Here is a 13,679-nt window from a genome sequence, read left to right as displayed (position 1 = left end):
GCCGTACGGAGGGTGTCCGGACGGTCACGCCGCCGCGAGCACCGGCGTGTAGTGCGAGGCGTCGCCCTCGATCGAGTAGCTCTCCTTGCCCTCGATGCCGACCGGGACGTCACCGGCGACGGTCACCCGGTGCAGCCGACGGGGCCGCCCGTCGTAGTTGTCGATGGCGTAGTGCTGGGTGATCCGGTTGTCGAAGAGCACCAGCTCGTTCTCCGCCCAGCGGTGGCGCAGGATGTTCTCCGGACGGGTGACGTACGCCTGGAACAGGTCCAGGATCCTGCGGGACTCGCCGACGGACAGGCCGACGATCCGCTGCGCGAACCCGCCGATGAACAGCCCGCGCTCCCCGGTCAGCGGGTGCACCCGGACCACCGGGTGGGCGGTGCGGTAGGTGATCGAGGTGAACTGGGCGCGCTGGGCGGCCTTCTCCTCGTCGATCTCCTCCTCCGGTACGGCGTAGTCGTAGTCGTTGGTGTGCTCGGCCCACAGGGTGTCGGCGAGGCGGCGCAGCGGCTCGGGCAGGTCGCGGTAGGCGGCGGCCGCGTTGGCGATCAGGGTCTCGCCGCCGTACGGCGGGACGGTGATCGAACGCAGGGTGCTGGCCTGCGGCGGGTTGAGGACGAAGGTCACGTCGGTGTGCCAGTGGTTGGCCCGGCCCCGCTCGCTGTCCACGGGCAGCACGTTCGGGGCACCGTCGACCGCGCCGACCGTCGGGTGCGCGGTGGTCAGGTCGCCGAAGTGGCGGGCGAAGGCCTGCTGGCCGGCGTCGTCCAGGCCGGCCGCGTCGAAGACGAGCGCCTTGTGGACGTTCAGGGCCTCGCGGATCGCGGAGACCTCTTCCGGGGCGAGCGGGGCGGTGATGTCGACGCCGGAGACACGGGCGCCGATCCGGGCGGTGACCTTGGTGATCTCGAGGGACATGTGCGGGTCCTTTCAGACGAGGGCGGGGGCCGGGCTCAGGTACTGGTTGGCGGGTCGGGGGAGGCCGTAGCGCTCCCGGAGGGTCTGGCGGGGGCCGTACGCGTCGCGGAACAGGCCGCGGGTGCGCAGGAGCGGTACGACGTGCTCGACGAACGCGTCGAGGCCGGAGGGCAGCACGGCGGGCATGATGTTGAAGCCGTCGGCGGCGCCCTGCGTGAACCAGGTCTCGATCTGGTCGGCGACCTGCTCGGGGGTCCCGGCGAAGGTGAGGTGTCCGCGCCCGCCGCCGAGCCGGGCGATCAGCTGCCGGACGGTGAGGCTCTCCCGCCGGGCCAGCTCGACCACGAGCGTGTAGCGGCTCTTGGCCCCCTCGACGGCGGACTCGGGCGGCAGGTCGGCGGGCAGCAGGGCATCCAACTCCAGTGCGCCGTCCGGGAGTTGCAGCAGGCTCTCCAGCCGGCGCACCCCGTGGTCGTACACGATGTGGTCCTCCAGCAGCTGCTCCGCCGACCGTGCCTCCGCCTCCGTCGAGCCGAGGACGGGCACGATCCCGGGCAGCACCTTGATGTGCTCGGGGTCCCTTCCGGCTCGTGCCGTGCGGGACTTGAGGTCGGCGTAGAAGGCCTGGGCGTCGGCGAGGGTCTGCTGCGCGGTGAAGACCGCTTCCGCGTACCGGGCGGCGAAGGCCTTGCCGTCCTCGCTCGACCCCGCCTGCACCAGGAGCGGGTAACCCTGGGGTGTGCGGGGCACGTTGAGGGCACCGGCCACGCTGAAGTACGTGCCCCGGTGCCGGGGCGGGTGGATCTTGCTGTCGTCGCCCCAGACGCCGGCCGCCTTGTCGGCGACGATCGCGTCGTCCTCCCAGCTGTCCCACAGCTTCAGCGCCACGTCGAGGAACTCGGCCGCGCGGGCGTAGCGCTCGGCGTGCGCGGGCTCGGCGTCCAGCCCGAAGTTCCGGGCGGCCTCGGCACCGGCGGTGGTGACGATGTTCCAGCCGGCCCGGCCACCGCTGATGAGGTCCAGCGAGGCGAACTTGCGGGCCAGGTTGTAGGGCGAGTTGTAGGACGTGGACGCGGTGGCGATCAGCCCGATGTGCTCCGTGGCCGTCGCCAGCGCGGTCAGCAGGGTGAGCGGTTCCAGGGCGCCGGCCGGCCGCTGGGCGAGGTTGCCCCACAGCTGGGGGCCGTCGGCGAGGAAGAGCGAGTCGAACGTGCCGCGCTCGGCGATGCGCGCCAGCGTGACGTAGTGCTGCAGGTCGACATGCGCATACGGATCGCTCTCCGGGAGCCGCCACGATGCCTCGTGGTGGCCGGTGTTCATGAGGAACGCGTTCAGGTGGAGTCTTCTCTGTGTCTTTTCCCGTGTCACCGGTGGTCCTCCGTGACGCCCAGTGCGCCCAGCAGTCGTTCGCGGTACTCGCCCAGGACCGGCTCGCGGTAGGAGCGCGGGTGGGGGTGGTCGATGGTCAGGTCGAGACCGATGCGGCCCTGGTCCAGGACGAGGACGCGGTCGGCGAGCACGATTGCCTCGTCCACGTCGTGGGTGACCAGGAGCACCGACGGGCGGTGGCGTTGCCACAGGTCGCGCAGCAGGTTGTGCATCTTGATCCGGGTGAGCGCGTCCAGCGCGCCGAACGGCTCGTCGGCCAGCAGGAGTTCGGGCTCGCGGACCAGGGAGCGGGCGAGCGCGGCCCGCTGGGCCTCGCCGCCGGACAGCTCGCCCGGCCAGGCCCGCTCGCGGCCCTTCAGCCCGACCTCGGCGAGGGCGGCCCGGCCGCGCTCCTCGGCGTCCTTGCCGTCCAGGCCCAGCAGGACGTTGTCCAGCACCCGGCGCCAGGGCAGCAGCCGGGAGTCCTGGAAGACGACCGAGACCCGCTCGGGGGCGGTGAGCCTGCCGTCGCCCGCGACCCCGTGGTCCAGCCCCGCCACCGCCCGCAGCAGCGTGGACTTGCCCGAGCCGCTGTGCCCGAGCAGGGCCGTGAACTGGCCGGCGGGCAGGTCGAGGTCGATGCCGTCGAGGACCGTACGGCCCTCGAAGGACCGGGTCAGGCCCTGGAGCCGGACGGCCGGGCGGGTCAGTTGCTCAGTGTGCGGCGCCACGACAGCACCCTCCGTTCGACGAGACGGACCACGCTGTCGGAGACCAGGCCGAAGACGCCGTAGATCAGCAGACCCACCAGGATCACGTCGGTCTGGCCGTAGTTCTGCGCCTGGAACATCATGTAGCCGAGCCCGGACGTGGCGTTGATCTGCTCCAGCACCACCAGGCCCAGCCAGGAGCCGGTCACACCGAGCCGGAGTCCCACGAAGAATCCGGGCAGCGCGCCGGGGATCACCACCTGGCGGACGAAGGCGAGCCGGGACAGGCCCTGCACCTCGGCGAGTTCGACGTACCGGCTGTCGATGCCGGACAGCGCGGCGTGCGTGTTCAGGTAGATCGGGATGTAGACGACGATCGCGATGATGGCGACCTTGAAGGTCTCGCCGATGCCCAGCCAGAGGATGAACAGCGGGATCAGGCCGAGCGTCGGGATCGCCCGGTTGAGCTGCACGGTCCCGTCGATCAGCGCCTCGCCGGTGCGGCTCAGCCCGGCGGCGAGGGCGAGCAGCACCCCCGCGGCCAGGCCGATCGCGAAGCCGTACCCGGCGCGTGTCAGCGAGGTCAGGACGTCCGTGGACAGGGTGCCGTCGGTCCACAGGTGACCGGCGGTCCTCACCACCGTCCAGGGCGCCGGTACGGCACCGGTGTCGAGCGTCCCGGCGGCGGAGGCGGCGGCCCACAGGGCGAGGACGATGAGGGGGCCGATCAGCCGGGCGGCGGGCAGCCGGCGGCCGGGGGAGAGCCGTCGGCGCCGGCGGACCTGGGGGAGCTCCCCGGCCTCCGCCGCCGCGACGGCGGTCGTCGTCGTGGTCAGCGCGGTCATTTCCGGTACTCCTCGGGTACGGCCCTGGCGGCGATCGACTCGAAGCGGTGGTCGAAGAGCGAGCCGACGTCGAACTTCTTCACGAACCCGCCCTCGGCGAGCAGGTCGGCCGTCTCCTGCTCCCACTTGATCGCTTCGGCCCAACTGGCCGGGAACAGCGGCTTGTTGGCGAGCCTGGAGATGCCCTGCGCCTGCTGCAGGGTCAGGTTCTGCGTCTTGACGTAGAACTCCTCGTCCCACACCTGAGGGTGCTCGTACTGCCACACCTGGCCCTTGGCCCACTGCGGGATGTACGCGGCGATCGCGGCGGCCTTCGCCGGGTCGTTCAGCACGGACTGCGGGGCCCACAGCAGGTTGAGCAGGTCGACGACATCGGTGGGGATGGTCCGGGCGCCCTTCGCCTCGTACTGCTGCAGATAGGCGGGCGCCTGGCTGATGGCGAGCGGGGCCACGTCGACCTGGCCGGACTGCAGGGCGGTGAGGAACTGGTTGCTGGTCAGTGGGACCAGCTTCACCTGGTCGTACTTCAGGCCCGCCTGCTTCAGCGCCCGCAGCAGGACGACACCCTGCGCCTGGCCCTGGGAGAACGCGAGCCGCTTGCCCTTGAAGTCGGCGACGGTGTGGATGTCGCTGCCGGGCTTGGTGGCGAAGAGGTAGTTGGGCTTGCGGGTGAGGTCGATCGCCACGATCCTGGCGCCGAAGCCCTGGTAGTGCGCCTGGATCGGCGGGATGCCCGCATTGTTGGCCAGGTCCAGGGACCCCGCGCGGAAGGCGTTGATGACATCCGGGCCCGCCCCGATGTTCAGCCAGTTCGACACGGTGAACGGCAGCGCGGGCAGCTTCGCCAGCCGGAACTGCAGCTGCTGCTGGCCCTGGTAGGAGGCGATCTTCAGGCTGGTGCCGGCCGGCACCTTGTCGGCGAGCGGCTTGGTGGCGGCGCCACCGGTGTCGGCGGACGCGTCGCCCTTGGCGCAGCCGCTCAGGCCCACGGCGGCGGCGGACGCGCCCAGCAGGGAGGTGAGAAAGACACGACGGTGCATGAGAGAACACCCCAGGGAAAGGAGGGGAAAGACAGGCGGAATTCCGGAGCGAGAAGCCGGAGGAAAAAGAGCGCAAGGAGCCGGAAACACGCGCTTCACGCGCGGCAATGTGTCAGCAACAAAGGGTGCGACAGCTGGTAAGCGGGCTCATGACCAGGATGTTCCTGCCTCTCGGCGATCCCTGTCAACATTCCGAGTTTCTGAATTAAATACCCTCAGGTGACAGGCCCAGTGGATCCCGGAACAGCACGTCGAGAACCACCGAGCCGCCCGCCACCGCCAGCACGGAATCCGGGAAACTCGTCGGCAGCACGGCCGCCGCACGGCGAATTCCGGCCGCCTCGCGGAGCGCGCCCAGGCAGTCCTCGAAGTGGAGGGTCCCGACCTCGGTCACCACGACCGTCTCCGGATTGAGCACGTCCAGCAGCAGCCCGGCCGCCCGCCCGGTCGCCCGGGCCCGCTCCACCAGCAGCCGCCGCGCCACCGCGTCCCCGCCCGCCGCCGCGGCCACCACATGCATCGGGTTCGCCGAGTCGATCACCCCGGCCTCCCGGGCCCGCCGGCTGAGCGTCCGCTCGCTCAGCTCCACCTGCAGGCAGCCGGTACGGCCGCACGGGCAGGGCTCGCTGCCGCCCGGCACCGGCAGATGCGCGATCGCCCCGGCCGCCGAACGCGGCCCGTGGTGCACCTCGTCGTTGGTGGCGAAGGCCGCGTCGACCACATTGCCCACGAACAGGTGCAGCACGCTCCGGGCGCCCCGGGCCCGCCCGAACAGCCGCTCCCCGTGCACCAACGCCCGTGCGTGCCCGTCCACATGGACCGGCAGCCCGGTGCGGGCGCCGAGCAGCTCCCGCACCGGCACCTCGCGCCAGCCCAGCAGCTCGTGCTCGACCACGGTGCCGGTCTCCCGGTCCACCCAGCCGCCGACGGCCACCCCGGCCCCCAGCGGCCGCCGGCCCGGCACCTCGGCGAGCAGCGCCGCGAGTCCCTCGGCGGCTCGCGCCAGCACCCAGCCGGGATCGGTGCGTTCGTGCTTCAGCTCGCGCCGGGCCACCACCCGGCCGCGCAGATCCAGCAGCGCGACCGTCGTGTACGGCACGGCCACATGCACCCCGGCGACGACGAACCCCGTGTCGTCCAGGTCGACGGGGACGTGCGGTCTGCCGACCCCGTTCGAGCGACGGGGCGCGGCGGACTCGCGGATCAGGCCGAGCTCGGTGAGCCGGGCGCAGTGTTCGGTCACCGACGCGGGCGACAGGCCGGTCAGCCGGGCGACGGTGCTGCGCGCCACCGGCCCGTGCTCCAGCACGGACCGGAGCACGACACTGGCGCTGGTGCGCCGCCGGTCGCTGTCGGCGGCCCGCGGAACGGGCGAGTCGAGGGTGGACACCGCGGTACGGGGCATGGGAACCGTCCTGGAGGCAACGGGCCGACACGTCTCGGAAGGAGGGGCGTGCCGAGCGCTCGCCCCTACCCCGGGCGGCGACAGGTGGCCGTGCCCTGGCGTCGCAGGTCGACATAGCGACGCGAGGTGAGGTACCGGGCCTGGGCAACCATGCGCTCGAAGCTAGCAAAACGCCCCGGCGCTGCCCAGACGGCGACCGACGGGCGAGACGGGCCCCACGGGGCTTTGGCGGGAGTCCACAGAGGCGCCGCCCGGCGCCCAGGTACCGCAGGCCACTCCACCTCAGTGACCGGTATCACGCCGAACCCGGTGTAACCCACATCCTTTGTGCGGAGCCCACCAATGCCCCGCTCAAGCCTTTGTCGACCGGAGACGGTGATCGCCGCGAGCGGCGCGGTATAGCGTCACCGTGTTCCCACCTGCCCACTCACCCGCGGAGTCCCCATGAGCACCGCCACCGCCACCGCTCACCCCGGCGCAGTCCTCGCCGATCTGCTGCCCTCCCCCAGGCTCTCGGCTTCGCTCGAGCTGGGCGGTGCCCCCACCCGCGTCCGCGACGCGGCCCTCGTCGTCGGCGGCGCCGTGCTCACCGGCCTCGCGGCCCAGGTGGCGATCCCGGTGCCCCACTCCCCGGTGCCGGTGACCGGCCAGACCTTCGCCGCCCTGCTCGTCGGCACCGCGCTCGGCGCCCGCCGCGGCTTCCTCTCCCTCGCCCTGTACGCGCTCGCCGGTGTCGTGGGCGTGCCGTGGTTCGCGGACGGCTCCTCCGGCGCGGCCTCGGTCACCTTCGGCTACATCCTCGGCATGCTGCTCGCCTCGGCGGCCGTCGGCGCGCTGGCCCGGCGCGGCGCCGACCGATCGCCGCTGCGCATGGCGGGCACGGTGATCCTCGGCGAGGCGATCATCTACGCCGTGGGCGTCCCCTACCTGGCCCTCGCGGCCCACCTCTCCCTGTCCCAGGCCGTCGCGTCCGGCCTCACCCCGTTCCTGATCGGGGACGCCCTCAAGGCGGCCCTGGCGATGGGCGCGCTGCCCACCGCCTGGAAGTTCGCCGGCAAGCGCTGAGCCCTCACGCGCCGACGCCGTAGTTCCTGCGGAAGTGGTTCGCCGGGTCGTACGTCTCCTTGACCCGGGCGAGCCTCTTTCGCGTCTCCGGGTCGTACAACCCGGCGTTCCTGTCCCCGGCCCCGAAGGCGAAGTCGAGGGACCGTCCGAGGGTGTCCCCGGCCGGCAGCGCGAACGCCGGGTCGAGCAGGGCCCGCGCCCGCGCCCGCTCGCGGACCGTCAGCAGCCGCACCAGGAACCGCCCTTCGCGGTACGGCACCGCGTTCGGCCGAGGGCGGCCGAGCGCGCCGCCCAGGTGATTGATCTGCACCACGCACATCCGGTCACGGCTGCTGGCAGGTGGGGCACCAGAAGAGATTGCGGGCGGCGAGGCCGGCGGTGCGGATCTCGTCGCCGCAGATGTGGCAGGGCAGGGTGGCGCGGCGGTAGACGTACACCTCGCCGCCGTGGTCGTCCACGCGGGGTGGCCGGCCCATGGCCTCCGGGGTGTGCTCGGGCCGGACGGTGTCGATCCGGTTGTTCCGGACCCCCTCGTGCATCAGCTCGACGAGGTCGGCCCACAGGGCGCCCCATTCGGCCGGGGTGATGTCCCGGCCCGCGCGGTACGGGTCGATGCCGTGCCGGAACAGCACCTCGGCGCGGTAGACGTTGCCGACGCCGGCGACGATCTTCTGGTCCATGAGCAGCGCGGCGATCGTCGTACGGCTGCGGGAGACCCTGCGGTACGCCGCGTCCGGGTCGGCGTCCTCGCGGAGCGGGTCGGGGCCGAGGCGGTCGTGCACGGCCCGCTTCTCGGAGCCGGTGATCAGTCGGCAGGTGGTGGGGCCGCGGAGGTCGACGTACGCCGTGTCGTTCGCGAGCCGGAGCCGGACGGTGTCGGTCGGCGGGGGTGCGGGGGCGTCGCCGAAGGTGACCTTGCCGAACAGGCCGAGGTGGATGTGGACCCAGTCGGTGCCCCGGAAGCGGAGGAAGAGGTGCTTGCCGTGGGCCTCGGTGGCCGTCAGCGGGGCTCGGTCCAGAAGGGCCGCGGCGTCGGAGAACTTGCCCTGCGGACTGCTGACGCGGGGCGCCGTGCCGTGGAAGCGCTCGGCGTAGTCCCGGGCCAGCCGATGAATGGTGTGCCCTTCCGGCACGGCGGGGTGTCCTTTCCTTCTTCCTCGCCAGGACCGGGGTGCCTGGGGGCCGAGCCCCCAGGGACGCCCTTTCGGCCGCGTGCGTCGGGCTCCAGGCCGACAGGGCCTAGGCCTGCGGGTGGTGGGCCGGGATCGGGGGCAGGTCGCCCGTCGTCTCGTACACCGCCAGCATGTCGATCCGCCGGATGTGACGCTCGTCACCGGAGAACGGCGTGTTGAGGAAGACCTCGACGAACTTCGTCGCCTCCTCCGTGCTGTGCATGCGCGCACCCACCGAGACCACGTTGGCGTTGTTGTGCTGCCGGCCGAGCGCCGCCGTCTCCTCGCTCCAGGCCAGCGCCGCCCGCACGCCCTTCACCTTGTTCGCGGCGATCTGCTCACCGTTGCCCGAGCCGCCGATCACGATGCCGAGGGCGTCGGCGTCCGCCGCCGTACGCTCCGCGGCGCGGAGGCAGAAGGGCGGGTAGTCGTCCTGGGCGTCGTAGATGTGCGGCCCGCAGTCGACGGGCTCGTGACCCGCCGCCTTGAGCCACTCGACGAGGTGGTTCTTGAGTTCGTAGCCAGCATGGTCGGAGCCGAGATACACGCGCATGCCATGAGTGTGACACGCCCCATGGAGGGCAGCAGCCTCGGGTGGCGGCCGCCGCCGGGCTCCGAGGAATTACCTCACCAGGCCTCGGAAAACGTGAGCAGGACCATAGAACCTCAAGGGAACCTCAAGTAACGATACGGATTCAGAGGTTCCCGAATCCGTTCGCCTCGGATTCACTGGACCGACTCGTACACCGCTCGTGCGAGATGCTCCGCCTGGTGTAAAGGAAACCCCTCCATGACCCCTGGTTCGGGCCTTCAAGCAGGACTCAAGAACCGCCACCTGACGATGATCGCGATCGGTGGTGTCATCGGAGCCGGCCTCTTCGTCGGTTCCAGTTCCGGTATCGCCACCGCGGGACCGGGCATCCTTCTGTCCTACGCGCTCGTCGGCACCCTCGTCGTCCTCGTGATGCGGATGCTCGGCGAGATGTCCGCCGCCAACCCCACCTCCGGCTCCTTCTCCGCGCACGCCGACCGTGCCCTCGGCCGCTGGGCCGGGTTCTCCATCGGCTGGCTCTACTGGTTCTTCTGGGTCGTCGTGCTGGCCGTCGAGGCCACCGCGGGCGCCAAGATCCTCTCGGGCTGGGTCCCGGCCGTGCCGCAGTGGGGCTGGGCGCTTATCGTGATGACCGTGCTGACCGCGACCAACCTGGTCTCCGTCGGCTCCTACGGCGAGTTCGAGTTCTGGTTCGCCGGCATCAAGGTCGTGGCGATCGGCGCGTTCATCGCCATCGGCGTGCTGGCCATCTTCGGCGTGCTTCCGGGGGTGCACGCCGACAAGGCGTCCTTCGGCAACCTGACGAGCCACGGCGGTTTCCTGCCGCACGGGCCCGGCACCATCCTCACCGGTGTGCTGCTGGTCGTCTTCTCCTTCATGGGCAGCGAGATCGCCACCCTCGCGGCCGGCGAGTCGGAGGACCCGCAGCGCGCGGTCACCAAGTCCACCAACAGCATCATCTGGCGTATCGGCGTCTTCTACCTGGGCTCGATCCTGGTCGTGGTCTCGCTGCTGCCGTGGAACGACCCGTCCATCGCCAAGCAGGGCTCCTACGTCGCCGCGCTGAACTCGCTCGGCATCCCCAACGCCGGTCAGATCATGAACGTCATCATCCTGACCTCGGTGCTGTCCTGCCTCAACTCCGGCCTGTACACGGCCTCCCGCATGGCGTTCTCGCTCGGCCAGCGCGGTGACGCCCCGAAGGCGTTCGCCCGCACCACCTCCCGCGGTGTGCCGATGGCGGCGATCCTGGCCTCGGTCGTCTTCGGCTTCGTGGCGGTGTTCTTCAACTACGCCTACCCGGACACCGTCTTCCTCTTCCTGGTCAACTCCAGCGGCGCGGTCGCCCTGTTCGTGTGGCTGGTCATCTGCTTCTCGCAGCTGCGGATGCGGAAGATCATCCAGCGGGAGGCGCCGGAGAAGCTCGTCGTCAGGATGTGGCTCTACCCGTACCTGACCTGGGCGACGGCCCTCTTCATCATCGGCGTCCTCGGCTACATGCTCACGGACACCAAGGGCGAGAGCAGCGGTCGTACGACGGTGCTGCTGTCGGTGCTGGTGGCGGCGCTCGTGGTCGCCACCGCCCTGATCAAGGAGAAGGTCGCCGGCCGTCGCACGGACCCCGCCGTCGAGGCCCCGGCCGACAAGGTGTCCGTCGGCTGATCCGTCCCCTCCTCTTCCAGCGACCACGGCACGGTGAAGGCCCCCTTCACCGTGCCGTGGTCGCTGCAGGTGCCTTCAGGCCTTCTCAGAAGCCGTGCGGCAGCCACGGGGCCACCGGTGAGCCGAAGGCCACCGACGCCTCCGTCAGTGCCCCCGGCCGCAGCTCCCGCACCCGCCCGGCCGCCGCGAGCGACAGCAGCGTCACGCCGCCGAGAAAGGACGCGCCGAGCTCCCGTACGGACAGGGAGAGGTCGGCGGCGTCGGACGTGCGCTCGCAGGACGCGCCCTTGGCGTCGCCCGTCAGCCGCCAACGCCCCGCGTTCCACGGGCAGAAGGCGTCCGCCACCTCCAGCACCACATCGACCGGCGCCTGATACGTACGCGCCGACAGCGCCGCACCGACGTCGACGAGACGGACGTACGCGTCGTCCCTCAGGCGCGGCCGGCAGCGGCGGGTGTCCGAGACCAGGTACCGCCAGGCGTCGTCGACGGGCCGCGACCCCACCGACAGGGTCGTCATCAGGTCGATGCCGAACAGGAACCGCCACAGCGCCGCCTCGGTGACGGGGTCGAGCGCGGCCAGGTCCTTCAGGTGCACCGTGCCGTCGTGGCCGCTCTCGCCCCAGCCCATCTTGGTGCGGAAGCGGACGTAACCCGTCACCTCGCCGTCCCGCTCGGCGACCGCGCACTGCAGCGCCGACGCCCCGCCCCGCTCGCTCTCGGGGTCGAGGAGACCGGCCCGCTCCCAGCCCGGTTGCCGGGCCAGCATCCCCGGCCGCAGCGGCACCAGCGCCGCGTAGACCGCCTCGCAGGCGCCCAGGACGTCGGCGGGCGCCGCATAACGCACCCGTACGCCCTCGACCCCGGGCGGCAGGGACAGCGTCACCCGGCCCGTGTCGATCTCGGCACTCGTACGGAAGGTGGCCGCGCCGTACCCGAAGCGGCCGTAGATCGCGGGCTCGGACGCGGTCAGCACCGCGATCGGCTCGCCCAGCGCCCGTACGTCGTCCAGCTGCCGGCGCATCATCGAGGTCAGCACCCCGCGCCGCCGGTGGGTGGCCGCCACGCTCACCATGGTCACGCCGGCCGCCGGGACCGCGGCCCCGCCCGGCACGGTCATCCGGAAGCTGAACGCCCCCGTCGTACCGACGATCTCGTCCCCGTCCCAGGCAGCCAGGGAACGGTCGAACTCGGTCAGGGATCTGTCCAGTTCGCGCTCCTCGGCCGGCGCCGCCGAGGCGCCGAAGGCGCGGTACAGGACGTCGTACCACCGGTCCCAGTCGGACTCGCGCAGTACCTTCAACTCGGTTCCCCGGTCAGTCCCCATGGGCCATGCCTACCAGCGCGGCGCGGGGCGAGCGAGCGAATTTCTCCCGGACGGAGGCGCGCAGGCCCCGCGTGCCGTTCACTGTGAGGACCAACGCGAAGTCGAACCGCGAAGTCGAACCTCGCACGGGGGACAAGTGGGACCTCCCGTGCCAAGCAGCCGGTCCGATGGATAGGGTCCCGAACTAATGGCAGCAGGACGAGAGCGGCGCGCGAAGGCCGAGACGTTCACGGCCCGGTGCAGGATGCAGTGGCACCGGGTCCGTACCGGCCTGCGCAGAAGCGCCGTGGACTACTTCCGCGGCGACGGCTCCGACTGGATCGCGTTCGCCGGGCTGCTGCTGGCCATCCCCGCCCTCATGGGCATGACCCTGGTCGACTCGGTGTGGTGCTCCCCGGCCACCCTGGTGCTGCCGATCGTCGCCGGCGGCCTGCTGCTGCGCCCGGCGAGCCTGCTCGGCCTGTACGCGGCCGGGGCCACCGCGCTGATCGTGGAGTCGGTACGGCTCGGCCCGTACACCGAGGGACCGTCGCGGGTCACCCCGGGCGTGGTCCTGGTCGTGGCCGCGTGCGGTTTCTTCGGCCTGCTCACGGCCCAGTTCCGCAGCCGGGTCGGCGTGCCGTGGCGGCGCGGCGGCACCATGCTGTTCGACCTGCGCGAGCGGATCCGGGTGCAGAGCAAGCTGCCGAAGCTGCCGCAGGGCTGGCACCACGAGATGGCGCTGCGGCCGGCCGGCGGACAGTCCTTCTCCGGTGACTTCGTCGTCGCGGCCCGCACGAACGGCGGCCGCACGCTGGAGGTCGTGCTCACCGACGTGTCCGGCAAGGGCATGGACGCGGGATCGCGCGCCCTGCTGCTGTCGGGGGCCTTCGGCGGCCTCCTGGGCTCCCTCCCGCCGCACGCCTTCCTCCCGGCCGCGAACGGCTACCTCCTCCGCCAGGACTGGGACGAGGGCTTCGCCACCTCCATCCACCTCGTCCTGGACCTCGACTCCGGCGACTACGAGCTGTACTCCGCCGGGCATCCGCCGGGGCTGCAGCTGAGCGCGGGCAGCGGACGCTGGGAGGAGAAGGCCGCCGAGGGCCCGCTCCTCGGTGTGTACGACGGCGCCCAGTTCGACTCCGTGAAGGGCTCGCTGCGTCCCGGTGACGTGTTGATGCTGTTCACCGACGGCCTGGTGGAAACCTCGGACCGCGACATCGTCGAGGGCATCGACCGGCTCACCGGCGAGGCCGACCGCTATGTCGCCGGCGGCTTCCACGGCGCCGCCTGGCACCTCATCGAAGCGGTCGCGAAGGACGTCAACGACGACCGGGCCCTGCTCCTGATCTGCCGAGAGTGGTCGACGGCGCCGGCGGCACACTGACGCCACCGGGGGCGGCCCTTCGCCAAGCTTTGGTCACGGATGTTTGCTGACTTTGTGACGGTGCGGGCCCTGGATTGCCCCGGCCGTTTGAGAGTTGATAGAGATGCTTCCGTATGTGACACGAGCGGTGCATGCCGCGTGAGCCCGTACGGGGGAGGCCAGATGAAGTTCGACATGGGTGCGCAGACGCTGTCGACGTTGATGCGTGATTCGCGGGGTTCGAGTCAGGATCTGGGGACGTTGAT

12 protein-coding genes and 1 pseudogene are annotated in these 13,679 nt (G+C 71.5%); 3 read left to right on the top strand and 10 right to left on the bottom strand.

Going from position 1 to position 13,679, the window contains the following annotated elements; all coding sequences use genetic code 11:
• Nucleotides 1-24 precede the first annotated feature (24 nt).
• The 6 genes from ACFYZB_RS37395 to ACFYZB_RS37370 all read right to left on the bottom strand — a co-directional run bounded on the left by ACFYZB_RS37395 (nucleotide 25) and on the right by ACFYZB_RS37370 (nucleotide 6,289).
• Entirely contained in the window at nucleotides 25-921 is an 897-nt protein-coding gene (locus tag ACFYZB_RS37395) for a TauD/TfdA dioxygenase family protein (RefSeq protein ID WP_388766073.1), read from the bottom strand.
• Nucleotides 922-933: 12 nt separating this feature from the next.
• Entirely contained in the window at nucleotides 934-2,289 is a 1,356-nt protein-coding gene (locus tag ACFYZB_RS37390) for an LLM class flavin-dependent oxidoreductase (RefSeq protein ID WP_388766071.1), read from the bottom strand.
• The gene (locus ACFYZB_RS37385; RefSeq protein ID WP_388766070.1) at nucleotides 2,286-3,020 is read right to left on the bottom strand and encodes an ABC transporter ATP-binding protein; all 735 of its coding nucleotides are present in this window, start codon (nucleotides 3,018-3,020) and stop codon (nucleotides 2,286-2,288) included. Before ACFYZB_RS37385 ends, ACFYZB_RS37390 begins: the two co-directional genes overlap by 4 nt.
• Nucleotides 2,996-3,844: an ABC transporter permease gene (locus ACFYZB_RS37380; protein ID WP_388766069.1), complete on the bottom strand. Its 849-nt coding sequence runs from the start codon at nucleotides 3,842-3,844 to the stop codon at nucleotides 2,996-2,998. Before ACFYZB_RS37380 ends, ACFYZB_RS37385 begins: the two co-directional genes overlap by 25 nt.
• The gene (locus ACFYZB_RS37375) at nucleotides 3,841-4,884 is read right to left on the bottom strand and encodes an ABC transporter substrate-binding protein (RefSeq protein WP_388766067.1); all 1,044 of its coding nucleotides are present in this window, start codon (nucleotides 4,882-4,884) and stop codon (nucleotides 3,841-3,843) included. Before ACFYZB_RS37375 ends, ACFYZB_RS37380 begins: the two co-directional genes overlap by 4 nt.
• A gap of 205 nt (nucleotides 4,885-5,089) precedes the next feature.
• Nucleotides 5,090-6,289 (bottom strand): ROK family protein, encoded by a 1,200-nt coding sequence (locus ACFYZB_RS37370; RefSeq protein WP_388766064.1) that lies wholly within the window; start codon nucleotides 6,287-6,289, stop codon nucleotides 5,090-5,092.
• Between the two features lie 444 nt (nucleotides 6,290-6,733).
• Between ACFYZB_RS37370 and ACFYZB_RS37365 the strand changes: the two genes are divergently transcribed.
• The gene (locus ACFYZB_RS37365) at nucleotides 6,734-7,354 is read left to right on the top strand and encodes a biotin transporter BioY (RefSeq protein WP_388766062.1); all 621 of its coding nucleotides are present in this window, start codon (nucleotides 6,734-6,736) and stop codon (nucleotides 7,352-7,354) included.
• A 4-nt stretch (nucleotides 7,355-7,358) separates the two neighbouring features.
• Here ACFYZB_RS37365 and ACFYZB_RS37360 read toward each other — a convergent pair.
• From ACFYZB_RS37360 to ACFYZB_RS37350, 3 genes and pseudogenes are all read right to left on the bottom strand, one after another.
• Nucleotides 7,359-7,673 (bottom strand): annotated as a pseudogene (locus tag ACFYZB_RS37360) (BBE domain-containing protein); the annotation flags it as partial.
• A 4-nt stretch (nucleotides 7,674-7,677) separates the two neighbouring features.
• A complete protein-coding gene (locus tag ACFYZB_RS37355) occupies nucleotides 7,678-8,487 on the bottom strand; it encodes a DNA-formamidopyrimidine glycosylase family protein (RefSeq protein ID WP_351212854.1) in 810 nt (269 codons plus the stop codon).
• 106 nt (nucleotides 8,488-8,593) lie between these two features.
• Entirely contained in the window at nucleotides 8,594-9,079 is a 486-nt protein-coding gene (locus ACFYZB_RS37350; RefSeq protein WP_388766061.1) for a ribose-5-phosphate isomerase, read from the bottom strand.
• Nucleotides 9,080-9,316: 237 nt separating this feature from the next.
• On the opposite strand from ACFYZB_RS37350, the gene ACFYZB_RS37345 reads away from it, so the two are divergent.
• Nucleotides 9,317-10,741, top strand: a complete 1,425-nt coding sequence (locus ACFYZB_RS37345) for an amino acid permease (protein ID WP_351212850.1) — start codon at nucleotides 9,317-9,319, stop codon at nucleotides 10,739-10,741.
• Nucleotides 10,742-10,826: 85 nt separating this feature from the next.
• Here ACFYZB_RS37345 and ACFYZB_RS37340 read toward each other — a convergent pair whose 3' ends face one another.
• On the bottom strand, nucleotides 10,827-12,068 hold the full coding sequence (locus ACFYZB_RS37340; RefSeq protein ID WP_388766059.1) for a GNAT family N-acetyltransferase: 1,242 nt from the start codon (nucleotides 12,066-12,068) through the stop codon (nucleotides 10,827-10,829).
• A gap of 187 nt (nucleotides 12,069-12,255) precedes the next feature.
• Here ACFYZB_RS37340 and ACFYZB_RS37335 point away from each other — a divergent pair, with 187 nt between their 5' ends.
• A complete protein-coding gene (locus ACFYZB_RS37335) occupies nucleotides 12,256-13,434 on the top strand; it encodes a PP2C family protein-serine/threonine phosphatase (protein WP_388766057.1) in 1,179 nt (392 codons plus the stop codon).
• Nucleotides 13,435-13,679: the final 245 nt, after the last annotated feature.

Source organism: Streptomyces sp. NPDC001852 (assembly GCF_042891825.1).
Taxonomy (GTDB): domain Bacteria; phylum Actinomycetota; class Actinomycetes; order Streptomycetales; family Streptomycetaceae; genus Streptomyces.
This window is presented reverse-complemented; position numbering and strand designations above follow the sequence as displayed.

Excerpts from the sequence above, each read along its gene's own strand:
- ACFYZB_RS37395 (WP_388766073.1), bottom strand. The coding sequence starts at position 921 with ATGTCCCTCGAGATCACCAAGGTCACCGCCCGGATCGGCGCCCGTGTC.
- ACFYZB_RS37380 (WP_388766069.1), bottom strand. The coding sequence starts at position 3,844 with ATGACCGCGCTGACCACGACGACGACCGCCGTCGCGGCGGCGGAGGCC.
- ACFYZB_RS37335 (WP_388766057.1), top strand. The coding sequence starts at position 12,256 with ATGGCAGCAGGACGAGAGCGGCGCGCGAAGGCCGAGACGTTCACGGCC.
- ACFYZB_RS37350 (WP_388766061.1), bottom strand. The coding sequence starts at position 9,079 with ATGCGCGTGTATCTCGGCTCCGACCATGCTGGCTACGAACTCAAGAAC.
- ACFYZB_RS37340 (WP_388766059.1), bottom strand. The coding sequence starts at position 12,068 with ATGGGGACTGACCGGGGAACCGAGTTGAAGGTACTGCGCGAGTCCGAC.
- ACFYZB_RS37345 (WP_351212850.1), top strand. The coding sequence starts at position 9,317 with ATGACCCCTGGTTCGGGCCTTCAAGCAGGACTCAAGAACCGCCACCTG.
- ACFYZB_RS37365 (WP_388766062.1), top strand. The coding sequence starts at position 6,734 with ATGAGCACCGCCACCGCCACCGCTCACCCCGGCGCAGTCCTCGCCGAT.
- ACFYZB_RS37375 (WP_388766067.1), bottom strand. The coding sequence starts at position 4,884 with ATGCACCGTCGTGTCTTTCTCACCTCCCTGCTGGGCGCGTCCGCCGCC.
- ACFYZB_RS37370 (WP_388766064.1), bottom strand. The coding sequence starts at position 6,289 with ATGCCCCGTACCGCGGTGTCCACCCTCGACTCGCCCGTTCCGCGGGCC.